Source organism: Streptococcus sp. 3109, assembly GCF_013276905.1.
Classification (GTDB): Bacteria; Bacillota; Bacilli; order Lactobacillales; family Streptococcaceae; genus Streptococcus.
The window spans coordinates 157,285-181,271 of sequence record NZ_VMLY01000007.1 but is presented as its reverse complement, the minus strand read 5'-3'; the positions used below and the strand labels follow the sequence as shown (position 1 = coordinate 181,271).

At 42.9% G+C, this 23,987-nt stretch carries 25 protein-coding genes and 1 pseudogene; 22 read left to right on the top strand and 4 right to left on the bottom strand.

The features are described 5' to 3' along the window. The first annotated feature begins 4 nt into the window (after nucleotides 1-4). Entirely contained in the window at nucleotides 5-808 is an 804-nt protein-coding gene (locus tag HT698_RS05215) for an ATP-binding cassette domain-containing protein (protein WP_164226991.1), read from the top strand. A gap of 32 nt (nucleotides 809-840) precedes the next feature. Here HT698_RS05215 and treR read toward each other — a convergent pair whose 3' ends face one another. Then, on the bottom strand, nucleotides 841-1,551 hold the full coding sequence (gene treR, locus HT698_RS05210) for a trehalose operon repressor (protein WP_164226992.1): 711 nt from the start codon (nucleotides 1,549-1,551) through the stop codon (nucleotides 841-843). A gap of 298 nt (nucleotides 1,552-1,849) precedes the next feature. Here treR and treP point away from each other — a divergent pair, with 298 nt between their 5' ends. From treP to yidD, 12 genes are all read left to right on the top strand, one after another. Then, complete coding sequence (treP, locus tag HT698_RS05205) at nucleotides 1,850-3,817, top strand: PTS system trehalose-specific EIIBC component (protein ID WP_164226030.1); 1,968 nt, start codon at nucleotides 1,850-1,852, stop codon at nucleotides 3,815-3,817. Between the two features lie 63 nt (nucleotides 3,818-3,880). Then, complete coding sequence (gene treC, locus HT698_RS05200; protein WP_164226031.1) at nucleotides 3,881-5,506, top strand: alpha,alpha-phosphotrehalase; 1,626 nt, start codon at nucleotides 3,881-3,883, stop codon at nucleotides 5,504-5,506. Between the two features lie 141 nt (nucleotides 5,507-5,647). Further along, nucleotides 5,648-5,896 carry a YneF family protein gene (locus HT698_RS05195; RefSeq protein ID WP_000364990.1) on the top strand — a complete coding sequence of 83 codons (249 nt, stop codon included), beginning with the start codon at nucleotides 5,648-5,650 and terminating at the stop codon, nucleotides 5,894-5,896. A gap of 200 nt (nucleotides 5,897-6,096) precedes the next feature. After that, the gene (racE, locus tag HT698_RS05190; RefSeq protein ID WP_173219676.1) at nucleotides 6,097-6,891 is read left to right on the top strand and encodes a glutamate racemase; all 795 of its coding nucleotides are present in this window, start codon (nucleotides 6,097-6,099) and stop codon (nucleotides 6,889-6,891) included. After that, a complete protein-coding gene (locus HT698_RS05185) occupies nucleotides 6,888-7,859 on the top strand; it encodes a nucleoside-triphosphate diphosphatase (RefSeq protein ID WP_153224008.1) in 972 nt (323 codons plus the stop codon). Before racE ends, HT698_RS05185 begins: the two co-directional genes overlap by 4 nt. Continuing rightward, nucleotides 7,835-8,356 carry a metallophosphoesterase gene (locus tag HT698_RS05180; RefSeq protein ID WP_164226033.1) on the top strand — a complete coding sequence of 174 codons (522 nt, stop codon included), beginning with the start codon at nucleotides 7,835-7,837 and terminating at the stop codon, nucleotides 8,354-8,356. The genes HT698_RS05185 and HT698_RS05180 overlap by 25 nt, the downstream gene beginning before the upstream one ends. Next, entirely contained in the window at nucleotides 8,353-8,814 is a 462-nt protein-coding gene (cbpB, locus tag HT698_RS05175) for a cyclic-di-AMP-binding protein CbpB (RefSeq protein WP_004260968.1), read from the top strand. The genes HT698_RS05180 and cbpB overlap by 4 nt, the downstream gene beginning before the upstream one ends. Then, a complete protein-coding gene (gene xerD / locus HT698_RS05170) occupies nucleotides 8,811-9,545 on the top strand; it encodes a site-specific tyrosine recombinase XerD (protein WP_316043873.1) in 735 nt (244 codons plus the stop codon). The genes cbpB and xerD overlap by 4 nt, the downstream gene beginning before the upstream one ends. Next, complete coding sequence (locus HT698_RS05165) at nucleotides 9,545-10,273, top strand: segregation/condensation protein A (protein ID WP_173219670.1); 729 nt, start codon at nucleotides 9,545-9,547, stop codon at nucleotides 10,271-10,273. Before xerD ends, HT698_RS05165 begins: the two co-directional genes overlap by 1 nt. 18 nt (nucleotides 10,274-10,291) lie before the next feature. Further along, nucleotides 10,292-10,861, top strand: a complete 570-nt coding sequence (gene scpB, locus HT698_RS05160) for an SMC-Scp complex subunit ScpB (protein WP_064275926.1) — start codon at nucleotides 10,292-10,294, stop codon at nucleotides 10,859-10,861. After that, nucleotides 10,848-11,570: a pseudouridine synthase gene (locus HT698_RS05155; RefSeq protein WP_001222230.1), complete on the top strand. Its 723-nt coding sequence runs from the start codon at nucleotides 10,848-10,850 to the stop codon at nucleotides 11,568-11,570. Before scpB ends, HT698_RS05155 begins: the two co-directional genes overlap by 14 nt. Next, entirely contained in the window at nucleotides 11,570-11,806 is a 237-nt protein-coding gene (gene yidD / locus HT698_RS05150) for a membrane protein insertion efficiency factor YidD (RefSeq protein WP_049512981.1), read from the top strand. The genes HT698_RS05155 and yidD overlap by 1 nt, the downstream gene beginning before the upstream one ends. 292 nt (nucleotides 11,807-12,098) lie before the next feature. On the opposite strand, the gene galE is transcribed toward yidD, so the two are convergent. After that, nucleotides 12,099-13,097, bottom strand: a complete 999-nt coding sequence (gene galE, locus HT698_RS05145) for a UDP-glucose 4-epimerase GalE (protein ID WP_173219667.1) — start codon at nucleotides 13,095-13,097, stop codon at nucleotides 12,099-12,101. A gap of 293 nt (nucleotides 13,098-13,390) precedes the next feature. Between galE and pepA the strand changes: the two genes are divergently transcribed. From pepA to HT698_RS05115, 6 genes and pseudogenes are all read left to right on the top strand, one after another. Then, entirely contained in the window at nucleotides 13,391-14,455 is a 1,065-nt protein-coding gene (pepA, locus tag HT698_RS05140) for a glutamyl aminopeptidase (RefSeq protein ID WP_173219664.1), read from the top strand. Between the two features lie 19 nt (nucleotides 14,456-14,474). Further along, nucleotides 14,475-14,771 (top strand): enterocin immunity protein, encoded by a 297-nt coding sequence (locus tag HT698_RS05135; protein ID WP_057487917.1) that lies wholly within the window; start codon nucleotides 14,475-14,477, stop codon nucleotides 14,769-14,771. A gap of 685 nt (nucleotides 14,772-15,456) precedes the next feature. Continuing rightward, nucleotides 15,457-15,900: a MarR family transcriptional regulator gene (locus HT698_RS05130; RefSeq protein WP_173219661.1), complete on the top strand. Its 444-nt coding sequence runs from the start codon at nucleotides 15,457-15,459 to the stop codon at nucleotides 15,898-15,900. Nucleotides 15,901-15,934: 34 nt separating this feature from the next. After that, nucleotides 15,935-16,126: pseudogene (locus HT698_RS05125) on the top strand (polyketide cyclase); the annotation flags it as partial. Between the two features lie 13 nt (nucleotides 16,127-16,139). Continuing rightward, a complete protein-coding gene (locus HT698_RS05120) occupies nucleotides 16,140-16,868 on the top strand; it encodes an ABC transporter ATP-binding protein (protein WP_049484633.1) in 729 nt (242 codons plus the stop codon). Continuing rightward, nucleotides 16,861-18,381, top strand: a complete 1,521-nt coding sequence (locus HT698_RS05115; RefSeq protein ID WP_173219658.1) for an ABC transporter permease/substrate-binding protein — start codon at nucleotides 16,861-16,863, stop codon at nucleotides 18,379-18,381. The genes HT698_RS05120 and HT698_RS05115 overlap by 8 nt, the downstream gene beginning before the upstream one ends. Before the next feature lie 149 nt (nucleotides 18,382-18,530). On the opposite strand, the gene HT698_RS05110 is transcribed toward HT698_RS05115, so the two are convergent. Further along, nucleotides 18,531-19,067, bottom strand: a complete 537-nt coding sequence (locus tag HT698_RS05110; protein WP_173219655.1) for a TetR/AcrR family transcriptional regulator — start codon at nucleotides 19,065-19,067, stop codon at nucleotides 18,531-18,533. Between the two features lie 132 nt (nucleotides 19,068-19,199). Between HT698_RS05110 and HT698_RS05105 the strand changes: the two genes are divergently transcribed. Continuing rightward, on the top strand, nucleotides 19,200-20,057 hold the full coding sequence (locus HT698_RS05105) for a cation diffusion facilitator family transporter (RefSeq protein WP_173213145.1): 858 nt from the start codon (nucleotides 19,200-19,202) through the stop codon (nucleotides 20,055-20,057). Between the two features lie 61 nt (nucleotides 20,058-20,118). On the opposite strand, the gene galR is transcribed toward HT698_RS05105, so the two are convergent. Beyond that, entirely contained in the window at nucleotides 20,119-21,123 is a 1,005-nt protein-coding gene (gene galR / locus HT698_RS05100; protein WP_173219652.1) for a DNA-binding transcriptional regulator GalR, read from the bottom strand. 163 nt (nucleotides 21,124-21,286) lie between these two features. On the opposite strand from galR, the gene HT698_RS05095 reads away from it, so the two are divergent. After that, a complete protein-coding gene (locus HT698_RS05095) occupies nucleotides 21,287-22,465 on the top strand; it encodes a galactokinase (RefSeq protein WP_173219649.1) in 1,179 nt (392 codons plus the stop codon). Between the two features lie 18 nt (nucleotides 22,466-22,483). Continuing rightward, nucleotides 22,484-23,965, top strand: coding sequence for a UDP-glucose--hexose-1-phosphate uridylyltransferase (locus tag HT698_RS05090; RefSeq protein WP_173219711.1), 1,482 nt, complete (start codon nucleotides 22,484-22,486; stop codon nucleotides 23,963-23,965). Nucleotides 23,966-23,987: the final 22 nt, after the last annotated feature.

Sequence of the window (23,987 nt, the reverse complement as noted above, 5' to 3'; positions counted from 1 at the left end):
AGTTATGGCAAGTTTATTAACACTTGAAAATATTCACAAGACATTTGAAGCAGGGACGGTCAATGAGAACCATGTCCTCAAAGGATTAGATTTAGAGGTTGAAGAGGGAGATTTTATCTCTGTAATCGGTGGAAATGGAGCAGGTAAATCCACTTTGATGAATATCTTGGCTGGCAATCTATCTGTGGACGAAGGAGATCTTTTATTGGCAGGTAAATCCATTAAAAATCTGAGTGTCAGAAAGAGAGCCAAGGATATCGCCCGTGTTTTTCAGGATCCTAAGATGGGAACAGCTTCGCGTTTGACGATTGAGGAAAATATGGCCATTGCCTTGAGACGTGGGCAAAAGAGAGGGCTTGGTTGGGGCGTGAAGGAGAAGGATAGAATCCAGTTCCAAGAAGCCTTAAAAGAGTTGAATATTGGTCTTGAAAATCGCTTGAAAGTGGATACTCAATACCTTTCAGGAGGACAAAGACAGGCCTTGACCCTAGTCATGGCAGCCTTGGTGAAGCCCAAACTTTTGCTTCTGGATGAACATACTGCGGCACTTGACCCGAAAACGAGTCAAATGGTGATGGACTTGACGCAAAAGATTGTGGAAGCCCATCAGTTGACTACTCTGATGATTACCCATGATATGAACCATGCGATTGAGTATGGTAATCGTCTCATTATGCTCTATCAAGGCAAGATAGTGGTAGATGTCAAAGGAGAAGAGAAAAAGCATCTGACAGTTGAAGATCTCATGCATCTTTTCCAGAAAAATAGTGGCCAAAGTCTGGTCAGTGATGAATTAGTTTTGGGATAAAGAAAAAGGCTGAGATCTAGTGTCTCAGTCTTTTATTTTTTGCGCTTTGCAAAGTCTACAAAGTGAAATTTTTCTAATTTATGGCGACTTTCGGTAAACTGAAATTGGCGTCCGTCTTGGAGATAGACTTTTGATTTAATCGAAACGACATAAGGGTCTTTGCCAATGTCCATGAGAATCTTGTCTCGGTCATTTGAGTGGTCAATGGTTATTTCCTTTTGAGCATAATCAATAAGGAGTTTGAGGTCGTCCTCTATATAAGAATAGATAGAATGCTCAGCAATTTGGCGAGTGATATTTGGGATTAGTTCCATATCCAGATAGTCAATATCCAGTACAGAGACTTGATCATCCACCACACGCTGGCGGACCACCTTCCAAACCATGCGAAATTCTGGGAAGCCGGTTATTAGTGAGGATTTTTTATCAATAATAATCTTGTCCAGACTGACCACGTTGGTTTTAGAGCGCAGTCCAAGTTCTTGAACTAGTTCTTGGTAGCTGGTTAGGTTGGATACAGGGAAATTGACGGTTTCTTCTTTGACGACTTGAGAACCTTGCCCTCTTATCTTTTTGATCAATCCTTCCTCTTGGAGGAGAGACAGGGCCTTTCGGACGGTATCACGACTCACTTGATATTGCTCCATGAGGTCGTGCTCGCTAGGAAGGAACTCTCCGACAACGTAAGTCTCGTTTTGAATGGTCTCTTGGATTTGCTTAAATAATTGTTGGTATTTCTTCATGGTACTTCCTTATACTCTTCGAAAATCTCTTCAAACCACGTCAGCTCTATCTGCAACCTCAAAACAGTGTTTTGAGCAACCTGCGGCTAGCTTCCTAGTTTGCTCTTTGATTTTCATTGAGTATTAAATGGCTTTTTAGTCTAGTTCAATGAACACCTGTATCTATTTTATCATACAAGTGCTAGAAAAATGACAAAAAAATCCTCTTTTTACATCAAACAAGTTGCAGACAAGTTTGGTATCGTTTACAATAGAACTATCAAATCAAACTTGCTTTGACAAGTATAAGGAGAATCAAATGGGAAAATTTGAACAAGAAGCCAAAGATCTGCTTCAGGCAATTGGAGGCAAAGAGAATGTGACTGCCGTAACCCACTGTGCGACACGGATGCGCTTTGTTTTAGGAGATGACAAGAAGGCGAATGTTAAGGCTATCGAGTCAATTCCAGCAGTCAAAGGAACCTTTACCAATGCAGGTCAATTTCAGGTAATCATTGGGAATGACGTGCCCATCTTTTATAATGATTTTACAGCTGTTTCAGGTATTGAGGGTGTTTCCAAGGAAGCAGCCAAGTCTGCAGCTAAGAGCAATCAAAATGTGGTCCAACGTGTTATGACCACTCTGGCGGAAATCTTTACTCCGATTATTCCAGCCTTGATTGTTGGTGGATTGATCCTCGGTTTCCGTAATGTCTTGGAAGGTGTGCATTGGTCGATGTTAGATGGCAAGACCATCACGGAATCCTCTCAGTTTTGGGCAGGGGTTAATCACTTCCTCTGGTTGCCTGGTGAAGCTATCTTCCAGTTCTTACCAGTAGGGATTACCTGGTCTGTCTCTCGTAAGATGGGAACCAGCCAAATCTTGGGAATTGTTCTCGGAATCTGTTTGGTATCGCCTCAGTTGCTGAATGCCTATGCAGTTGCCTCAACACCTGCATCAGAAATTGCAGCAAACTGGGTTTGGAATTTTGGCTACTTTACTGTTAATCGTATCGGTTACCAAGCCCAAGTTATTCCAGCCTTGCTTGCAGGTTTGAGTCTGTCTTATCTTGAAATTTTCTGGCGCAAGCATATCCCAGAAGTGATTTCTATGATTTTTGTACCTTTCTTGTCATTGATTCCAGCCTTGATTTTGGCTCATACTGTTTTGGGACCAATCGGTTGGACAATTGGTCAAGGGCTTTCATCAGTTGTATTGGCAGGCTTAACGGGTCCAGTTAAATGGCTCTTCGGTGCAATTTTTGGTGCCCTTTACGCTCCATTTGTCATCACAGGTTTGCACCATATGACCAATGCCATTGATACACAATTGATTGCGGATGCTGGTGGAACTGCCCTCTGGCCAATGATTGCTCTTTCTAATATTGCCCAAGGTTCGGCCGTATTTGCTTACTATTTCATGCACCGTCATGATGAGCGTGAGGCTCAGGTTTCACTTCCTGCCACTATTTCAGCCTATCTCGGTGTTACAGAACCAGCCCTCTTTGGGGTCAATGTCAAATACATCTATCCATTTGTAGCTGGAATGACTGGTTCAGCTCTTGCAGGCATGTTATCCGTTACTTTTAATGTAACTGCGGCTTCTATTGGTATCGGTGGTTTGCCAGGTATCCTCTCTATTCAACCTCAATACATGCTGCCATTTGCAGGAACTATGCTAGTCGCTATTCTTGTTCCAATGCTCTTGACTTTCTTCTTCCGCAAGGCTGATCTCTTTACAAAAACAGAGGACGATACGGACTTGCAGGCAGAATTCGTTGCTCAAGAAGAAGCAGAATTTGTGAGCCATGAACCAGTAGAAAATACTCCAGTAGAAATTGTTAGCCCACTTGAAGGACAAGTAAAAGAACTAAGTCAAGCAACTGATCCAGTCTTTGCTTCAGGTGTCATGGGGCAAGGTCTGGTCATTGAACCAAGCCAAGGTGAGTTGACTTCTCCAGTCAATGGGACAGTGACGGTTCTTTTTCCTACCAAGCATGCCATTGGTATTGTCTCTGACGAGGGGGTGGAATTGCTCATCCACATCGGTATGGATACAGTAGGTCTTGATGGCAAAGGATTTGAAAGTCTTGTAGCTCAAGGAGATCATGTCAAAGTTGGTCAGAAACTGATTCGTTTTGATATGGATGTCATTAAGGCTGCAGGTCTCGTAACAGAAACTCCTGTCATTATTACCAATCAAGATGCTTATACAGCTACTATCACTGGAGTTTATCCGACAACAATCCAAGCTGGAGAAGCTCTCATGGTCGCAACACGAATCTAATGAAAATAGCACATATAGGGACGGAAGACAGCTTCCTCCCTTTTATCAGAAAAGGAGAAACAGATGACACTTGATAAAGGAAAAGTAGTCTATCAAATCTATCCAAAATCTTACAAAGACACCACTGGAAATGGTATTGGGGACTTCCGTGGGATTATCGAAAAAATCCCCTATTTAGCCAAACTGGGCGTGGATATGGTCTGGCTCAATCCATTCTATCCAAGCCCTCAACGGGATAATGGATATGATATTTCAGATTATATGGCAGTAGATCCTCTTTTTGGTGATATGGCTGATTTTGAGGAAATGGTGCGTGTCGGTAAAGAGCACAAGATTGACTTTATGCTGGACATGGTGCTCAATCATTGTTCGACAGAGCATGAATGGTTTCAGAAAGCCTTAGCAGGTGACAAGTATTACCAAGACTTTTTCTTCATCCAAGACCAACCAACAGACTGGCAGTCTAAGTTTGGTGGCTCTGCTTGGGCACCTTTCGGGGATACGGGGAAATACTACCTTCACCTCTTTGATGAGACCCAGGCTGACCTGAACTGGCGCAATCCCAATGTTCGTAAGGAGCTTTTCAAGGTTGTTAATTTCTGGCGCGACAAGGGTGTCAAAGGTTTCCGATTTGATGTGATCAATTTGATTGGCAAGGATGAAGTCTTAGTGGATTGTCTTGAAAGTGAAGGAAAGCCAGCTTACACAGACAAGCCCATTGTTCATGACTATTTGCGTATGATGAATCAAGCTACTTTTGGATCAGACGATAGCTTTATGACAGTTGGGGAAATGTCTTCTACAACCATGGGAAATTGTGTCCTCTATTCGTCGCCTGACCGTCAGGAATTATCCATGACCTTTAATTTTCATCACCTCAAAGTGGACTACAAAGATGGGCAAAAGTGGACCTTGGCTCCCTTTGATTTTGAAGAGTTGAAGAGTCTTTACCATAGTTGGGGTAAGGAAATGAGTGATAAAGGCGGTTGGAGTGCCCTCTTTTGGAACAATCACGACCAACCACGCGCCCTGAATCGTTTTGTCGATATTCAGAACTTTCGCAAGGAAGGGGCTACCATGCTAGCAGCCAGCATTCACCTGTCACGTGGGACACCTTATATTTATATGGGCGAGGAAATCGGGATGATTGACCCTGATTATGATTCTATGGCTGATTATGTGGATGTCGAATCGCTTAATGCTTATCAGATGCTCTTAGAGGAAGGGAAGAGTCAGGAAGAAGCCTTCCAGATTATTCAGGCTAAGTCGCGTGATAATTCACGAATTCCCATGCAGTGGGATTCTTCGGAAAATGCAGGATTTACAGTAGGGACACCTTGGCTCAAGGCAGGAAAATCCTACCCTCACATCAATGTAGAAAATGAAATCCAAGGTCCGATTTTCACCTTCTATCAAGACTTGATTCGACTTCGCAAAGAAATGCCTATCATCTCAGAAGGAAGTTACAAACCAGCCTTTGAAGATAGCAAACAAGTCTATGCTTTTGAACGCCAGTATGAGGATCAAAAGTTACTAGTGCTCAATAACTTTTATGCTACAGAAGTGGAAATTGACTTACCTCTAGCCTACCAAAATGGACAGATTTTGCTTTCAAACTATGAAGATGCAGAAGTGTCTGAAAAAATTCTACTCAAACCTTATCAAACACTGGCTATTTATGTAAATTAAACTTAGTAAGGAACCCTCTTTCGCAGAAAAGCAGGGTTCTTTTTGCTGTCTATTCCATCTCTGAAAGCGTAAAACAAACTGGTCAGGGTGGCTAGTTTGTGGTATAATGAAAGAGACTCAAAAAGAAACAGGAGAAAAATGATGGATTTACTTTTAGCAATTGTATTGATTGTGCTAGCTTTTCTAGGAGGAGCTCTTGGAGGAATGTACTTGGTTCGTAAGCAAATTGAAAAAGAATTCGCTGACAACCCACGTTTGAATGCTGAAGCAGTTCGTACTCTTTTGAGTGCAAATGGTCAAAAACCAAGCGAAGCTAAGGTACAACAAGTTTACCACCAAATCATCCGCCAACAAAAGGCAGCCCTTGCTAACAATAAAAAGAAAAAATAAATAAGGAAAAGTCTGGGATGAAAGTTCCAGACTTCTCACTATGTTGGCTAAGGATTTAGGAATGAGACTTTTTCCTTGCATTCTATTGATATTTGATTATGATTAAGAGAGATAGTTATTGCTTAGGCTGTCATTCAGTTCATAAGGATCAATAATCATAATGAACTATCAATCAGAAAAAAGACTAGAAAGAAGACTGTATGGATAATCGACCAATTGGTTTTTTGGATTCGGGTGTCGGGGGCTTGACCGTTGTGCGCGAGCTCATGCGCCAGCTTCCCCATGAAGAAATCGTCTATATTGGAGATTCGGCACGGGCGCCCTATGGTCCCCGTCCTGCTGAGCAAATTCGTGAATATACTTGGCAGTTGGTCAACTTTCTTTTGACCAAGGATGTCAAAATGATTGTCATTGCTTGTAATACTGCGACTGCGGTCGTCTGGGAAGAAATCAAGGCTCAACTAGATATTCCTGTCCTAGGTGTTATTTTGCCAGGAGCTTCGGCAGCTATCAAGTCCAGTCAAGGTGGGAAAATCGGAGTGATTGGAACACCCATGACGGTACAATCAGATATCTACCGTCAGAAAATCCATGATTTGGATCCGGACTTACAGGTGGAGAGTTTGGCCTGTCCCAAGTTTGCTCCCTTGGTGGAGTCTGGTGCCCTGTCAACCAGTGTTACCAAGAAAGTGGTCTATGAAACCCTGCGTCCCTTGGTTGGAAAGGTAGATAGCCTGATTTTGGGCTGTACCCATTATCCACTCCTTCGCCCCATCATCCAAAATGTCATGGGGCCCAAGGTTCAACTTATCGATAGTGGGACAGAGTGTGTACGGGACATTTCAGTCTTACTTAATTATTTTGAAATCAATCGTGGTCGCGATGCTGGACCACTTAATCACCGTTTTTACACAACAGCCAGCAGCCAAAGTTTTGCACAAATTGGTGAAGAATGGCTGGAAAAAGAGATTCATGTGGAGCATGTAGAATTATGACAAATAAAATTTATGAATATAAGGATGAACAGGACTGGTATGTCGGGTCCTATGGTATTTTTGGTGGCGTCCGGACGTTGACGGATGATGACTTGGATTTTCCTCTATTGGAGTTTGCCCAAAGATTTCGAGATGAGGATCGAGGTTTTCCTGTTTCTGTTACTGTTTTACGCTATGGTTCTCTCTACCGTTTATTGTCTTTTGTGGTAGATATCCTCAACCAAGAAATGGGACGAAATGTGGAAGTCATTCAACGTCAGGGGGCTTTGCTCTTGGTTGAAAATGGGCAGCTCCTGCATGTAGAATTACCTAAAGAAGGTGTTGGTGTAGAAGCCTTCTTTGAGACAAACAAGGTCAGAGAAACCTTATTGATTGCGACTCGTAACGAGGGCAAGACCAAGGAATTCCGAGCTATCTTTGATAAGTTAGGCTACGATGTGGAGAATCTTAATGACTACCCTGACCTGCCTGAAGTAGCAGAAACAGGTATGACCTTCGAAGAAAATGCCCGTCTCAAGGCAGAAACCATTTCCCAATTAACAGGTAAGATGGTTCTGGCAGATGATTCTGGACTTAAAGTCGATGTCCTTGGTGGTTTGCCAGGCGTTTGGTCAGCTCGTTTCGCAGGTGTGGGAGCAACTGACCGTGAAAACAACGCCAAACTCTTGCACGAATTGGCCATGGTCTTTGAACTCAAGGATCGTTCTGCTCAATTCCATACAACCCTAGTCGTAGCCAGTCCAAACAAGGAAAGTTTGGTGGTAGAAGCAGACTGGCCAGGCTACATTAACTTTGAACCTAAGGGGGAAAATGGCTTTGGTTACGATCCTCTCTTCCTTGTAGGAGAGACAGGCAAGTCCTCAGCTGAGTTAACCCTTGAAGAAAAAAATAGTCAATCTCACCGTGCCTTAGCTGTTAAGAAACTTTTGGAGGTATTTCCATCATGGCAAAGCAAACCATCATTGTAATGAGCGATTCTCATGGCGATAGCTTGATTGTGGAAGAAATCCGTGATCGCTATGTGGGCAAAGTTGATGCTGTTTTTCATAACGGCGATTCTGAACTGCGTCCAGATTCTCCCCTTTGGGAGGGCATCCGCGTTGTTAAAGGGAATATGGACTTCTATGCAGGCTACCCAGAACGTTTGGTGACTGAGCTTGGTTCGACCAAGATTATCCAAACTCATGGTCATTTGTTTGACATCAATTTCAACTTTCAAAAGTTGGACTACTGGGCTCAGGAAGAAGAGGCCGATATCTGCCTTTATGGTCACTTGCATGTGCCAAGCGCTTGGATGGAAGGCAAGACCCTCTTTCTAAATCCAGGTTCCATCAGTCAACCACGTGGGACCATCAGAGAGTGTCTCTATGCTCGTGTGGAGATTGATGACAGTTATTTTAAAGTGGACTTTTTGACACGAGTCCATGAGGTGTATCCGGGCTTGTCCAAGGAGTTTAGCCGATGATTGCCAAGGAGTTTGAGACTTTCTTGTTGGGGCAGGAGGAAACTTTTTTGACCCCTGCTGAAAATCTAGCCGTGTTGATTGATACTCACAATGCGGATCATGCAACCCTCTTGCTCAGTCAGATGACCTATACCCGTGTTCCCGTTGTGACAGATGAAAAACAGTTTGTTGGGACGATTGGGCTCAGAGATATTATGGCTTATCAGATGGAGCATGATTTGAGTCAAGAAATCATGGCAGATACGGATATCGTTCATATGACGAGAACGGACGTAGCGGTCGTCTCGCCTGATTTTACCATTACGGAGGTCTTGCACAAGCTGGTAGATGAGTCCTTCTTGCCGGTTGTGGATGCGTCTGGTATTTTCCAAGGAATTATCACGCGCAAGTCTATCCTCAAGGCAGTCAATGCCCTCTTGCATGACTTTAGTAAGGAATATGAGATTCGATGCAAATAAAAGACAGGATTTCAGACTTTTTAGAGGAAAAGCAGGGTCTGTCTGCCAATTCCAAGCAGTCCTATAGGTATGATTTGGAGCAATTTTTAGACATTGTAGGCGAGCGGATTTCTGAGACCAGTCTCAAGATTTACCAAGCCCAGCTAGTCAATCTAAAAATCAGCGCTCAGAAGCGAAAGACTTCGACCTGTAACCAATTTCTCTACTTTCTCTATCAAAAAGGAGAAGTGGATAGCTTTTACCGCTTGGAATTAGCTAAACAAGCTGAAAAGAAGACCGAAAAGCCAGAACTGTTAGACTTAGACTCTTTTTGGCAGGAAAGCGACTATCCAGAGGGCCGCTTACTGGCTCTCCTGATTTTGGAAATGGGGCTCTTGCCCAGTGAGATTTTAGCCATCAAGGTTGCAGATATCAATCTGGATTTTCAGGTGTTGCGAATCAAGAAGGCTTCCCAACAGAGGATTGTCACCATTCCCACGACCTTGCTTTCAGAATTAGAACCCTTGATGGGGCAGACTTATCTCTTTGAAAGGGGAGGGAAAGCCTATTCTCGTCAGTGGGCCTTTCGTCAGCTAGAATCCTTTGTCAAGGAGAAAGGTTTTCCGGCCTTATCAGCCCAAGCCTTGCGGGAACAGTTCATTCTACGACAAATAGAAAACAAGGTCGATTTGTACGAAATTGCAAAAAAATTAGGATTAAAAACAGTCCTGACTTTAGAAAAATATAGATAATGGATATTAAACTAAAAGATTTTGAAGGGCCTCTGGACTTGCTCTTGCACCTGGTTTCTAAGTACCAGATGGATATCTACGATGTGCCTATCACAGAAGTCATCGAACAGTATCTAGCCTATGTCTCAACCCTGCAGGCCATGCGTCTGGAAGTGACGGGGGAGTACATGGTCATGGCCAGTCAGCTCATGCTGATCAAGAGTCGCAAACTACTTCCAAAGGTAGCAGAAGTGACAGACTTGGAGGATGACCTAGAGCAGGATCTTCTCTCTCAAATCGAAGAATACCGCAAATTCAAGCTCTTAGGGGAGCGCTTGGAAGCCAAGCACCAAGAACGGGCCCAGTACTATTCCAAAGCACCGACAGAGTTGATTTACGAAGATGCGGAGCTTGTGCATGACAAGACGACCATTGACCTCTTTTTGGCTTTTTCAAATATCCTAGCCAAGAAAAAAGAGGAGTTTACTCAGAACCACACGACCATCTTGCGGGATGAGTATAAGATTGAGGACATGATGATTATCGTGAAAGAGTCCTTGACTGGACGAGACCAGTTGCGCTTGCAGGATTTGTTTAAGGAAGCCCAGAATCTCCAAGAGGTCATTACCCTCTTTTTGGCAACCCTAGAGTTAATCAAAACCCAGGAGCTGATCCTCGTGCAAGAGGAAAGTTTCGGAGATATTTATCTCATGGAAAAGAAGGAAGAAAGTCAAGTGGCCCAAAGCTAGACTTGATAGAGAGGAAAGATGAGTACTTTAGCAAAAATAGAAGCGCTCTTGTTTGTAGCGGGTGAAGATGGGATTAGAGTCCGCCAGTTAGCTGAACTTCTCTCTCTGCCACCGACAGGCATCCAACAGAGTTTAGAAAAATTAGCCCAGAAGTATGAAAAGGACCCAGATTCCAGTTTGGCTCTGATTGAGACAGGGGGCGCTTATAGATTGGTGACCAAGCCTCAATTTGCAGAGATTTTGAAGGAATACTCTAAGGCACCTATCAACCAGAGTTTATCTCGGGCTGCCCTTGAGACCTTGTCCATTATTGCCTACAAACAGCCCATCACACGGATAGAGATTGATGCCATCCGTGGGGTCAACTCGAGTGGGGCTTTGGCAAAGTTGCAGGTCTTTGACTTGATACGAGAAGACGGGAAAAAAGAAGTGTTGGGTCGTCCCAACCTCTATGTGACTACGGATTATTTCCTAGATTACATGGGGATAAACCATTTAGAAGAATTACCAGTGATTGATGAGCTTGAGATTCAAGCCCAAGAAAGCCAATTATTTGGTGAAAGGATAGAAGAAGATGAGAATCAATAAGTATATTGCCCACGCAGGTGTGGCCAGTAGGAGAAAAGCAGAAGAGTTGATCAAGCAAGGCTTGGTGACGGTCAACGGCCAAGTAGTGCGTGAACTCGCAACCACTATCAAGTCAGGCGACAAGGTCGAAGTTGAAGGTCAACCTATCTACAACGAAGAAAAGGTCTATTATCTGCTTAATAAACCACGCGGTGTCATTTCCAGTGTGACAGATGACAAGGGCCGCAAGACGGTTGTCGACCTCTTGCCCAACGTGAAGGAGCGCATCTACCCTGTAGGTCGTTTGGACTGGGATACATCAGGAGTCTTGATTTTGACCAATGATGGGGATTTTACGGATGAGATGATTCACCCTCGTAATGAGATTGACAAGGTTTATGTCGCGCGTGTTAAAGGTGTGGCCAACAAAGAAAACCTCCGCCCTTTGACGCGTGGTCTTGAGATTGATGGCAAGAAAACCAAGCCTGCTGTCTATGAGATTCTCAAAGTGGACCCAGTCAAAAATCGCTCAGTAGTGCAGTTGACCATCCATGAAGGGCGCAACCATCAGGTTAAAAAAATGTTTGAAGCTGTCGGTCTTCAAGTGGACAAGTTATCACGGACTCGTTTCGGACATCTAGACTTGACAGGTCTTCGTCCAGGAGAATCCCGTCGTCTTAATAAAAAAGAAATCAGCCAACTACACACCATGGCTGTAACCAAGAAATAATGAAACGAATTTTAATAGCGCCTGTGCGCTTTTACCAACGGTTTATCTCACCAGCCTTTCCCCCCTCTTGTCGCTTTGAGCCGACTTGTTCAAACTACATGATTGAGGCTATTGAGAAACATGGCTTCAAGGGTGTCTTGATGGGTTTGACACGGATTTTACGTTGCCATCCTTGGTCGAAACCAGGTAAGGACCCTGTCCCAGACCATTTTTCTTTAAAGAGAAATGCAAAATAATACTCAATGAAAATCAAAGAGCAAACTAGGAAACTAGCCGCAGGCTGCTCAAAACAGTGTTTTGAGGTGGTGGATAGAACTGACGAAGTCAGCTCAAAATACTATTTTGAGGTTGCAGATAGAACTGACGAAGTCAGTAACATCTATACGGCAAGGCGGCGTTGATGTGGTTTGAAGAGATTTTCGAAGAGTATAAATTGGATTCTAATGTATAAAACACAGATAGATGATACTTGGTATTTATCAAGTGCCATCTATCTGTGTTTTTATTTATGATTGATGTTTCTGCTATTTATTCCAAAATGTTTTTGTCTTCTTTAACACGCCAATGATAATCCGATAAAATAATATCTTCGAGGGAGTAGCTAGCTTGCCAGTCAAGATATTGTTTAGCTTTTGATGCGTCTGCTAGGACGCTAGCTGGGTCACCAGCACGGCGATCAACAATTTCGTGTGGTATTTTTTGATTCAGTAGTTCTTCAGCAGTTTTAAAGATTTCTTTGACGGTATAGCCTTTTTCAGTTCCTAAGTTAAAGATTTGAGAAGAACTGTTTTCTTGAAAGAGGTAATTCATCCCTTTAACGTGGGCTTGTGCAAGGTCTAAGACATGAATGTAATCTCGAATACATGATCCATCACGTGTATCGTAGTCATCTCCAAATATTTTCAGGCTATCATTTTGTCCCAATGCGGTCTTGTTGATATTTGGAATGATATGAGTTGGATTTTTCACGCGCAGACCGTTTGAAGCATCCATTTCAGCCCCAGCAACATTAAAGTAACGGAAAATGACATATTTCCAGTCGTAGCGATTGGCCATCCAGTAAATCATTCGTTCACCCATCAGTTTTGTTTCTGCATAAGGGTTGACAGGGTCGAGCAGGGTATCTTCAGTTGCAGGCTTGTCAATACAGTTATTACCATAGAGGGAAGCAGTCGAAGAGAACATGATTTTTTGAATGCCAACTTCAGATAAGACTTTGAGAACTTGATTCATACCAGCAACATTGGCAGTGAAGTATTTGCTTGGATTTTCAATACTTTCGCTCACAACAATTTCACCTGCACAATGGAGAACAGCGTCAATCTTGTTTTCTTCCAAGTAAGCCTTTAAGGCGCTAGCATCATAAACATCCAGTTGTTTAAAGCTAGCACGACTATCCACAGCTGAACGATTTCCTGTAGAGAGATTATCTAGAACATGTACCTGATAGCCAGCATTTAAAAGAGCTTTAACGGTATGGGAGCCAATGTAGCCAGCTCCACCTGTAACAAGGATTGTTTTGGTCATGATTTTTTCCTTTTCCTAGTTTTGTACTATTTTAAAGAAAGAGGGAAGGAAAGTCAACTATTTTCTGGAAATTTCATGAAAAACTGAACAAATATAGCATCGAATTGTTTTGTGTTTGGGAATTAATAGTTTGGTTGGTCTTGGAATAGTTCTTAGATTTCACCTCACATGCAAGAAAATACAAGCTTTTTCTAAGATAGAGCAGGACTAAGATACTAATTTAGAAATCCACCTTCCCGCTATTATTCTCCTATAAAAAGTGGTAAAATGGATGAAAGAAAGAAGGAACTGAAATGACAACATTATTTTCAAAAATCAAAGAAGTAACAGAACTTGCTGCGATCTCAGGTCATGAAGCGCCTGTTCGTGCCTATCTTCGTGAAAAGTTGACACCGCACGTGGATGAAGTGGTGACAGATGGTTTGGGTGGTATTTTTGGTATCAAACATTCAGAAGCTGCGGATGCACCGCGCGTCTTGGTCGCTTCTCATATGGATGAAGTTGGTTTTATGGTTAGTGAGATTAAACCAGATGGTACCTTCCGTGTAGTTGAAATCGGTGGTTGGAACCCTATGGTTGTCAGCAGCCAACGTTTTAAACTCTTAACACGTGATGGTCGTGAAATCCCTGTGATCTCAGGCTCTGTCCCTCCACATTTGACACGTGGAACAGGTGGACCAACCATGCCAGCTATTTCAGATATTATTTTTGATGGTGGTTTTGCGGACAAGGCTGAGGCAGAAAGCTTTGGAATCCGTCCTGGCGATACCATCGTACCAGATAGCTCTGCAATCTTGACAGCCAATGAAAAAAATATCATCTCAAAAGCTTGGGACAACCGCTACGGTGTTCTTATGGTTAGCGAGTTGGCGGAAGCTCTGTCAGGTCAAAAACTCGGAAATGAACTCTATCTTGGCTCTAACGTCCAAGAAGAAGTTGGTCTTCGTGGTGCTCATACATCTACAACCAAGTTTGATCCAGAAGTCTTCCTCGCAGTTGATTGCTCCCCAGCAGGTGATGTTTATGGCGGTCAAGGCAAGATTGGAGATGGAACCTTGATTCGTTTCTACGACCCAGGTCACTTGCTTCTCCCAGGTATGAAGGATTTCCTTTTGACAACAGCTGAAGAAGCTGGTATCAAGTACCAATACTATTGTGGTAAAGGCGGAACAGACGCTGGCGCAGCTCATCTGAAAAATGGTGGTGTCCCATCTACAACAATCGGAGTCTGTGCTCGTTATATCCATTCTCACCAAACACTTTATGCAATGGATGACTTCCTAGAAGCGCAAGCCTTCTTACAAGCCTTGGTGAAAAAATTGGATCGTTCAACGGTTGACTTGATTAAAAATTATTAAACTTAAGGAGGTGGTAGGGATGGTAGAACCAAACCTAGAAAGCCTTGTAAAAGATCTTTACAATCATGCTCGACATGATTTGAGTGAAGATTTAGTTGCTGCTCTCCTAGAGACTGCTAAAAAACTGCCTACTACAAATGAGCAATTGCTGGCAGTTCGTCTCTCAGGTCTGGTCAATCGTGAATTGCTCAAGAATCCCAGACATCCGGCACCTGAGTTGCTCAACTTGGCCCGCTTTATCAAAAGAGAAGAAGCTAAGTACAGAGGAACCGCAGCTTCTGCGCTTATGTATGGGGAGATTTTTAAAATGCTTTGATTCCATTGTGGATCAAAGCATTTTTTATAAGACCTATCTCGTGAGCGCTCAGATAGTAGTAACAAGGAATCATGAGAAGTTAGCTGAAGCAATAGTAGTGAAGAAACTTCTGTAATGGAAGTGGAGCGAAGTGAGGAATCGTCAAACGGTAGGGTATAGGCGGTTTGAAGGGTGCTATGAGAAAGATAGGGTAAGGTGAAATTAATACTCTTCGAAAATCTCTTCAAACCACGTCAGCGTCGCCTTACCGTATATATGTGACTGACTNNGAGCAACCTGCGGCTAGTTTGCTCTTTGATTTTCATTGAGTATAAATACGAACAAATTGATTGGGAAATTCAAATCGCTTTCTATCAATGTTTTAGAAGATACAGTGCCCTAGTCCAACTTCAATATACTATAAAAGAACAGATGGAAGCAATTATGATTTACTTCTATCTTTAAAATAAATTGTCTGATAGGAAAAACGTATCCCCTCATAAAATATAGGATAGTACGGATGGAAGGCTTTTGTAGACTGGAGGACGAAGGAGTTTAGAAACTCTCGTTAAAAGTTAGTTGAGCCGGAGTATGGTGGTGTGAATCATTAACAAAAATTATTTCTACATCGAAATAGTTGACAGTTGAAAGGACAAGTGTTACAATTATTTCATTCGTTTCGATATCGAAATAAATTGGAGGTGTTATGAAAGATAGTCATTTGCTAGCCCATCATATTCGTTTGTTGAATGGGCGGATTTTTCAAAAGTTACTGAGCCAAGACCCTGAAGCTCTTTATCGGAGTGAGCAGGGGAAGATTTTAGCGGTTTTATGGAATAGTGAAACTGGCTGCGCAACTGCGACAGATATTGTGCTTGCGACTGGGCTTGCGAATAATACGCTGACGACTATGATAAAAAAGCTAGAGGAACAAAATCTTGTAACTGTTAGTCCATGTGGAAAAGATAAGCGTAAGAAGTATTTGGTTTTAACAGAGTTGGGCAAGTCCCAGAAAGAAGTGGGGCATCGTGTCAGTCAGAAATTGGATACGATTTTTTACAAAGGATTTTCAGAGGAAGAAATTCGTCAGTTTGAAGCCTTTCAAGAAAGGATTTTGGCGAATCTGAAAGAGAAGGCAAAAGAGGATTAAAATAGATCAAATTATCTGTTTATAAGTAAAGGCCACTTTCGACTTTGTTTTCCAACTCTTAGGACAAGGAAACTATGTGGTTAGCTATGGTCAGACTCAGATTGACGGAGTTGCCTATGCCCAGTACGATATCTTCCGTTTAGAGAACGGGAAAATTGTGGAGCATTGGGACAATAAGGAAGTCATGCCTAAGGTAGAAGACTTGACCAATCGAGGGAAGTTTTAAATGAGGATACAGAATGATTGAATACAAAAATGTAGCTTTACGTTACACAGAAAAAGATGTTTTGAGAGATGTCAATTTACGGATTGAGAATGGGGAATTTATGGTTTTAGTTGGGCCTTCTGGATCCGGTAAGACGACCATGATTAAGATGATTAACCGTCTTTTGGAACCGACTGATGGAAATATTTATATGGATGGCAAGCGCATCAAAGACTATGACGAGCGGGAACTTCGTCTTTCTACTGGTTATGTTTTACAGGCTATTGCTCTCTTTCCTAATCTAACGGTCGCGGAAAATATTGCCCTGATTCCTGAGATGAAGGGCTGGACTAAGGAAGAAATTGCTCAGAAAACAGAAGAGCTTTTGGCTAAGGTTGGTTTACCAGTAGCTGAGTATGGGCATCGTTTACCTAGTGAATTATCTGGTGGAGAACAGCAACGGGTCGGTATTGTCCGAGCTATGATTGGTCAGCCTAAAATTCTCCTCATGGATGAACCTTTTTCAGCCTTGGATGCTATTTCGAGAAAACAGTTACAGGTTCTGACGAAAGAATTGCATAAAGAGTTTGGGATGACAACGATTTTTGTAACCCATGATACGGATGAAGCTCTGAAATTGGCAGACCGTATTGCTGTCTTGCAGGATGGAGAGATTCGTCAGGTGGCGAATCCCGAGACGATTTTAAAAGCTCCTGCCACAGACTTTGTAGCAGACTTGTTTGGAGGTAGTGTTCATGACTAATTTAATTACAACTTTTCAGGATCGTTTTAGTGATTGGTTGACAGCTCTATCTCAACATTTGCAGTTGTCACTTTTGACCCTGTTACTAGCTATTTTTATCGCGATTCCCTTGGCTGTTTCTCTTCGCTATCATGAGAAGTTGGCCGACTGGGTCTTGCAGATTGCAGGGATTTTCCAGACCATCCCGTCATTGGCCTTGTTAGGGCTCTTTATTCCCTTGATGGGAATTGGAACCTTGCCGGCTTTGACAGCACTAGTGATTTATGCGATCTTTCCGATTTTACAAAATACCATTACTGGGCTCAAGGGAATTGATCCGAGTCTGCAAGAGGCTGGGATTGCCTTTGGGATGACTAGGTGGGAGCGTCTCAAGAAGTTTGAAATTCCACTTGCTATGCCTGTTATCATGTCTGGAATTAGGACGGCAGCGGTCTTGATTATAGGTACGGCAACCTTGGCTGCCTTGATTGGTGCAGGGGGACTGGGTTCCTTTATCCTTTTGGGAATTGACCGTAATAATGCCAGTCTGATTTTGATTGGGGCCCTTTCTTCTGCAGTGCTAGCCATTGCCTTTAACTTCCTACTAAAAGTGATGGAAAAAGCAAAATTGCGGATGATTTTTTCTGGTTTTGCCTTGGTGGCAATATTGCTCGGTCTATCTTATAGTCCAGCCCTCTTAGTTCAAAAAGAGAAAGAGAACTTGATCATTGCTGGGAAATTGGGACCGGAACCAGAAATTTTGGCCAATATGTATAAGTTGCTGATTGAAGAAAATACCAGTATGACCGCGACTGTTAAACCGAATTTTGGGAAGACAAGTTTCCTTTATGAAGCTCTGAAAAAAGGTGATATTGACATCTATCCTGAATTTACTGGTACGGTGACTGAAAGTTTACTTCAACCATCACCGAAAGTAAGTCATGAGCCAGAGCAGGTTTATAATGTGGCGCGTGATGGCATTGCCAAACAGGATCATCTAGCCTATCTCAAACCCATGTCTTATCAAAATACCTATGCTGTAGCTGTTCCGAAAAAGATTGCTCAAGAATATGGCTTGAAGACCATTTCGGACTTGAAAAAAGTGGAAGGGCAGTTGAAGGCAGGCTTTACACTTGAGTTTAATGACCGTGAAGATGGAAATAAGGGCTTGCAATCAATGTATGGTCTCAAGCTTAATGTAGCGACCATGGAGCCAGCCCTTCGCTATCAGGCAATTCAGTCAGGTGATATTCAAATCACGGATGCCTATTCGACTGATGCGGAATTGGCACGTTATGATTTACAGGTATTGGAAGATGACAAACAACTCTTCCCACCTTATCAAGGGGCTCCACTAATGAAAGAAGCTCTTCTCAAGAAACATCCAGAGTTGGAAACGGTTCTCAATAAATTGGCTGGTAAAATTACTGAAAGCCAGATGAGCCAGCTCAACTACCAAGTCGGTGTTGAAGGCAAGTCAGCAGAACAAGTAGCCAAGGAATTTCTACAAGAACAAGGTTTGTTGAAGAAATGATGGGGCAGAGACTTTAAGCATACTGAACTAAACTTCCTTAAACGACTATAGAAAAGAATGCTCAGACAATGTCGTCTGGGCTTTTTGATTATTGAAAAGATAAGAAACTCAGTAGCCTAGAAATAAGGCAACCGAGCTTTAATCTGTATTCAATTTTTAGGAATGAGAAGGTCTAGATAAAATTGGACAACTTCCTGTTCTGTGAAATCTTGCCCTTTTTTGAGCCACCAGGTCAATGTCTCGATAAAGTTGGATACGATTAAGTGTTGGAGGTAAGAAGTAGGCAGACTCGGGTGAGATTCTTTTAAATCATCAGCCATCACGGAATAGACATGGTGTTCTAGCTCTTTATGGAGTTGACGGAGGAAGTAGTCATTTTTGGAAAATAGCAGACTGGTGATATGGTCTTGGTTTTTCTGAAAATGCAGAAAGAGGTGGGCGAGATAGTCCACGGTAGAAACGGATTGCTCTCTTTCAAAGAGGTGATGGAAGAGGTGGCGGCAAAGCTCGTCCAGAAGTAGTTCCTTACTCTCATAGTGACAGTAAAAGGTGGAACGTCCTACATCTGCGAGATCAATGATATCCTGAACTGTAGTGGCTTCGTACCCCTTATCGTTCAAAAGTTGTAGAAAAGCTTGATAGATGGCTTTTTTGGTTTTGCTGATACGGCGGTCAATGTTAGTCATATGGACACTTGAGGCAAATTGTTCAGAACTGAATAAAGCTGACGTTTTGCTTCTATCCTTTCTTTGAATTTTAGTGGATAATGATAATGAACAAGGTGTTCATAAATTTATTATAACAAAGGAATGAGAAAGATGAAGGCAAAATATACTGTTTGGGTAGCTTTTTTCTTAAATTTAAGCTATGCCATTGTTGAGTTTATCGCAGGAGGAATCTTTGGTTCGAGTGCTGTTCTTGCTGATTCTGTCCATGACTTGGGAGATGCTATAGCCATTGGCATATCGGCCTTTTTAGAAACAATCTCTAATCGTGAAGAAGACAGCCACTATACCTTGGGCTACAAGCGTTTTAGCCTTTTAGGGGCCATGGTAACGGCTGTGATTCTTATGACAGGGTCCGTTTTGGTCATTTTGGAAAATATAGCGAAAATCTTTCATCCACAACCGGTCAATGATGAGGGGATTCTCTGGTTAGGAATTATTGCGATTACTATCAATGTGCTAGCGAGTCTCGTCATTCGCAAAGGACAAACCAAGAACGAATCCATTCTCAGCCTGCACTTTCTGGAAGATACCTTGGGTTGGGTGACTGTCATCCTGATGGGCATTGTTCTTCGATTTACCGATTGGTATATCTTGGATCCGCTCTTGTCTCTTGTTATTTCCTTCTTTATTCTGTCAAAAGCCCTTCCACGTTTTTGGAGAACGCTCAAGATATTCCTCGATGCAGTGCCAGAAGGAGTAGATATCCAGAAGATCAAGACGGATTTAGCAGAATTGGACCATGTCGCTAGTATCAATCAGCTTAATCTCTGGACTATGGATGGTTTGGAAAAAAATGCCATTGTCCATGTTTGTTTAAAAGAGATGGAGCATATGGAAACTTGTAAAGAATCTATTCGAATTTTCCTCAAAGATTGTGGCTTTCAAAATATTACCATTGAAGTTGATGCAGACCTAGAAAGTCACCAAGCACATAAGCGAAAGGTGTGAGTTGGAGCGGAATCATAGAGATTATTAGAGAAACAGCCTTGCTAGAGGTCGTTTTGTAATCCTAATCATTCTTTGTACTCTCTCTCAATGTCAGTCTGGTTCCCAGCATGGTTAGGCTAGGGATTTTGCGACCGTGGAGTACTTCCTTATTAAGAATATCCATACCTGCTCGGCCCATTTCTTCGGTATAGACGGTGATGCTAGATAGGGGAGGATAGACCTGTTTGGTCAGGCTAGTGTCGTTGAATGAAATAAGGCTGACGCGGTCTGGCAGGCTGATTCCAGCTTCTTGGAGAGCACGGAGGGCACCGATAGCTAAACTATCGCTAGCTGCAAAAAATGCTGGTGGGAGTTGATCTCCTAAGCTCTGAATGGCCTCCTTCATCAAGTCATAACCAGACTGGGCAGTAAAGCTTCCTTGAAAGACCAGTTCATCATGATAGATTCCTTTTGCTTGACTGTAGTTTCTGAAATTTTCCAGCCGCTTGTCCTCAATGATTTCTTCTTGGTCAGTTGTTTCTTCAAGGCCTGTTAGAATCCCAATGCGATTCAACCCTTGACTGAGGAAATAATCGACAACCTGTTTCATGGCAGTGTAAAAGTCCGTGATAATGCAGGTATGTCCTAGTGAAAGAGTATCACTGTCTAGAAAGACAAGAGGCTTTTGGTATTCTTCAAAGGCAGAAATCTGAGCTCGACTAAACTTTCCGATGCAGAGAATCCCAATCACTTCCTCGCTTAGTGTAAAAGGATGGTCATTAAAATAGCGCAAGATATCATAGTCCAACTCTTGGGCTCTTTTTTCAATACCCAAGCGAATCTGGTAGTAGTAGAGGTCGTCCAGCTCTCCTTGTTCACTGACCCATTGGATAATGGCAATCTTTTGCTTGGGTTTGTGGGACTCGCCTGTCTTGAGGTGCTTGGTGTAGCCCAGCTCTTCAGCAACGGTTAAAATACGGTGCCTGGTTTCTTCTGTAACAGATAGGCTCTGGTCGCGGTTTAGGACACGGGATACGGTCGCGATAGAGACAGAGGCTAGCTGTGCAATGTCTTTTAAGGTAGCCATAAATCCTCCTTTTTAAGGTTAGTATATCATATTTTTCTGCCTTTTACTGATATTTTAGTAAAATTTTAGTAAAAAGGATTGACCTTGGGAAATCCCTTGGATACAATAGAAGAAAACGATTACACGTTAAGGTGACTTAACGGACAGTCAAAGGAGAATTCATATGACACAAGATCTTACTGCTGAAGCTCTTCGTAAAGACTTTCTTGCTGTTTTTGGTCAAGAAGCAGACCAAACCTTCTTTTCACCAGGTCGTATCAACTTGATTGGTGAACATACAGACTACAACGGTGGACACGTTTTTCCAGCTGCTATTTCCTTAGGAACTTATGGGGCTGCTCGCAAACGTGATGATCAAGTCTTGCGTTTCTACTCAGCTAACTTTGAGGACAAGGGTATTATCGAAGTGCCTCTCGCTGACCTCAAGTTTGAAAAAGAGCACAACTGGACCAACTATCCAAAAGGGGTCCTTCATTTCTTGCAAGAAGCTGGACATGTGATTGACAAAGGTTTTGATTTTTATGTTTATGGGAATATCCCAAATGGTGCTGGATTATCTTCTTCAGCATCATTGGAACTCTTGACAGGAGTCGTGGCAGAGCATCTCTTTGATTTAAAATTAGAGCGTCTCGATTTGGTTAAAATTGGAAAACAAACAGAAAATAACTTTATCGGAGTGAATTCTGGTATTATGGACCAGTTTGCTATCGGTATGGGGGCTGACCAACGTGCTATTTACTTAGACACTAACACTTTAGAGTATGACTTGGTGCCACTTGATTTGAAGGACAATGTCGTTGTTATCATGAACACCAATAAACGCCGTGAATTGGCGGATTCTAAATACAATGAACGTCGTGCTGAATGTGAAAAAGCAGTGGAAGAATTGCAAGCAGCCTTAGATATTCAGACCTTGGGTGAATTGGATGAGTGGGCCTTTGACCAATATAGCTATCTGATTAAAGATGAAAATCGTTTGAAACGTGCTCGTCATGCAGTGCTTGAAAACCAACGTACCCTCAAAGCTCAAGCAGCCCTCCAAGCAGGAGATTTGGAAACATTTGGTCGCTTGATGAATGCGTCACACGTTTCCCTAGAGTATGACTATGAAGTAACTGGCGTGGAATTAGATACCCTTGTTCACACAGCTTGGGCTCAAGCAGGTGTTCTCGGTGCTCGTATGACAGGGGCAGGTTTTGGCGGATGTGCCATTGCCTTGGTGCAAAAAGATGCTGTTGATGCCTTTAAGGAAGCTGTAGGCAAACACTACGAGGAAGTAGTTGGATACGCTCCAAGTTTCTATATCGCTGAAGTTGCAGGTGGCACTCGCGTCCTTGACTAGTCAAAAGGAGGCTTTATGGTGACCTTAGTAGATAAATTTGTAACACATGTCATTTCTGAAAGTGCTTTTGAGGAAATGGATCGAATCTACCTAACCAATCGTGTCTTAGCACGAGTGGGTGAAGGCGTTTTGGAAGTTGAGACGGATCTGGATGAGTTGATTGACCTTAAGGACCAGTTAGTTGAGGAAGCGGTTCGATTAGAGAGGATTGAGGATAGTCAGACTGCGCGTGAAATCCTCGGTGCTGAACTGATGGACTTGGTAACTCCTTGTCCAAGTCAGGTTAATCGTGACTTTTGGACAACCTATGCTCACTCTCCTGAGCAGGCGATAGGGGATTTTTACCAGCTCAGCCAGAAAAATGACTACATCAAGCTCAAGGCCATTGCTAAAAATATTGCTTATCGCGTTCCGTCTGACTATGGGGAGCTTGAGATTACCATTAACCTCTCTAAACCTGAAAAGGATCCAAAGGAGATTGCGGCAGCCAAGTTGGTGCAAGCTAGCAATTATCCCCAGTGTCAGCTTTGTCTAGAGAATGAGGGCTACCATGGTCGGGTTAACCACCCAGCTCGCAGCAATCACCGCATTATCCGTTTCGAAATGGCGGGTCAGGAGTGGGGCTTCCAGTATTCGCCCTATGCTTATTTTAATGAGCACTGTATTTTCTTAGACGGCCAGCACCGTCCCATGGCCATTAGTCGTCAGAGTTTTGAGCGCCTGCTGGCGATTGTAGAGCAATTTCCAGGCTATTTTGCAGGTTCGAATGCCGACCTGCCAATCGTGGGAGGCTCTATTCTGACTCATGATCACTATCAAGGAGGCCGTCACGTATTTCCTATGGAATTGGCTCCCTTGCAAAAGACTTTCCGATTTACTGGATTTGAGCAGGTCAAGGCTGGGATTGTCAAGTGGCCTATGTCAGTGCTACGCTTGACCTCGGATTCAAAAGAAGATTTGATCAACTTGGCTGATAAGATTTTGCAGGAATGGCGGCAATATTCAGACCCTGAAGTACAGATTTTGGCAGAGACAGACGGGACACCACACCATACCATTACACCCATTGCCCGTAAACGCGATGGACAGTTTGAGTTGGACTTGGTCTTGCGAGACAATCAGACATCGCCAGAGCATCCTGATGGCATCTATCATCCCCACAAGGATGTTCAACATATCAAGAAGGAAAATATCGGCTTGATTGAGGTCATGGGCTTGGCTATCCTGCCACCACGTCTGAAAGCAGAAGTGGAGCAAGTTGCCAGCTATCTTGTAGGCGATGATGAAGCAGTTGCCTCTTATCATCAGGAATGGGCAGACCAGCTCAAAGCCCAACATCCGGACCTAGCAGATAATGAAAAAGCCCTTGAGATCGTCAAGGACTCTGTGGGTGCTATTTTTGCGCGTGTTTTGGAGGACGCAGGGGTTTACAAGCAGACAGAACAAGGACAAGCAGCCTTTATGCGCTTTGTAGAACAGGTCGGAATTTTGCCAGACTAGGAGCTTTCTCCTTGCACAGTCC

Coding starts and splice junctions, on each gene's coding strand:
- HT698_RS05195 (WP_000364990.1), top strand. CDS start 5,648: ATGGATTTACTTTTAGCAATTGTATTGATTGTGCTAGCTTTTCTAGGA.
- HT698_RS05105 (WP_173213145.1), top strand. CDS start 19,200: ATGAAGGCAAAATATACTGTTTGGGTAGCTTTTTTCTTAAATTTAAGC.
- HT698_RS05115 (WP_173219658.1), top strand. CDS start 16,861: ATGACTAATTTAATTACAACTTTTCAGGATCGTTTTAGTGATTGGTTG.
- pepA (WP_173219664.1), top strand. CDS start 13,391: ATGACAACATTATTTTCAAAAATCAAAGAAGTAACAGAACTTGCTGCG.
- HT698_RS05155 (WP_001222230.1), top strand. CDS start 10,848: ATGAGAATCAATAAGTATATTGCCCACGCAGGTGTGGCCAGTAGGAGA.
- HT698_RS05120 (WP_049484633.1), top strand. CDS start 16,140: ATGATTGAATACAAAAATGTAGCTTTACGTTACACAGAAAAAGATGTT.
- HT698_RS05180 (WP_164226033.1), top strand. CDS start 7,835: ATGGCAAAGCAAACCATCATTGTAATGAGCGATTCTCATGGCGATAGC.
- HT698_RS05185 (WP_153224008.1), top strand. CDS start 6,888: ATGACAAATAAAATTTATGAATATAAGGATGAACAGGACTGGTATGTC.
- treP (WP_164226030.1), top strand. CDS start 1,850: ATGGGAAAATTTGAACAAGAAGCCAAAGATCTGCTTCAGGCAATTGGA.
- treC (WP_164226031.1), top strand. CDS start 3,881: ATGACACTTGATAAAGGAAAAGTAGTCTATCAAATCTATCCAAAATCT.
- racE (WP_173219676.1), top strand. CDS start 6,097: ATGGATAATCGACCAATTGGTTTTTTGGATTCGGGTGTCGGGGGCTTG.
- HT698_RS05095 (WP_173219649.1), top strand. CDS start 21,287: ATGACACAAGATCTTACTGCTGAAGCTCTTCGTAAAGACTTTCTTGCT.
- galR (WP_173219652.1), bottom strand. CDS start 21,123: ATGGCTACCTTAAAAGACATTGCACAGCTAGCCTCTGTCTCTATCGCG.
- HT698_RS05215 (WP_164226991.1), top strand. CDS start 5: ATGGCAAGTTTATTAACACTTGAAAATATTCACAAGACATTTGAAGCA.
- HT698_RS05110 (WP_173219655.1), bottom strand. CDS start 19,067: ATGACTAACATTGACCGCCGTATCAGCAAAACCAAAAAAGCCATCTAT.
- galE (WP_173219667.1), bottom strand. CDS start 13,097: ATGACCAAAACAATCCTTGTTACAGGTGGAGCTGGCTACATTGGCTCC.
- cbpB (WP_004260968.1), top strand. CDS start 8,353: ATGATTGCCAAGGAGTTTGAGACTTTCTTGTTGGGGCAGGAGGAAACT.
- yidD (WP_049512981.1), top strand. CDS start 11,570: ATGAAACGAATTTTAATAGCGCCTGTGCGCTTTTACCAACGGTTTATC.
- treR (WP_164226992.1), bottom strand. CDS start 1,551: ATGAAGAAATACCAACAATTATTTAAGCAAATCCAAGAGACCATTCAA.
- HT698_RS05165 (WP_173219670.1), top strand. CDS start 9,545: ATGGATATTAAACTAAAAGATTTTGAAGGGCCTCTGGACTTGCTCTTG.
- HT698_RS05135 (WP_057487917.1), top strand. CDS start 14,475: ATGGTAGAACCAAACCTAGAAAGCCTTGTAAAAGATCTTTACAATCAT.
- scpB (WP_064275926.1), top strand. CDS start 10,292: ATGAGTACTTTAGCAAAAATAGAAGCGCTCTTGTTTGTAGCGGGTGAA.
- HT698_RS05130 (WP_173219661.1), top strand. CDS start 15,457: ATGAAAGATAGTCATTTGCTAGCCCATCATATTCGTTTGTTGAATGGG.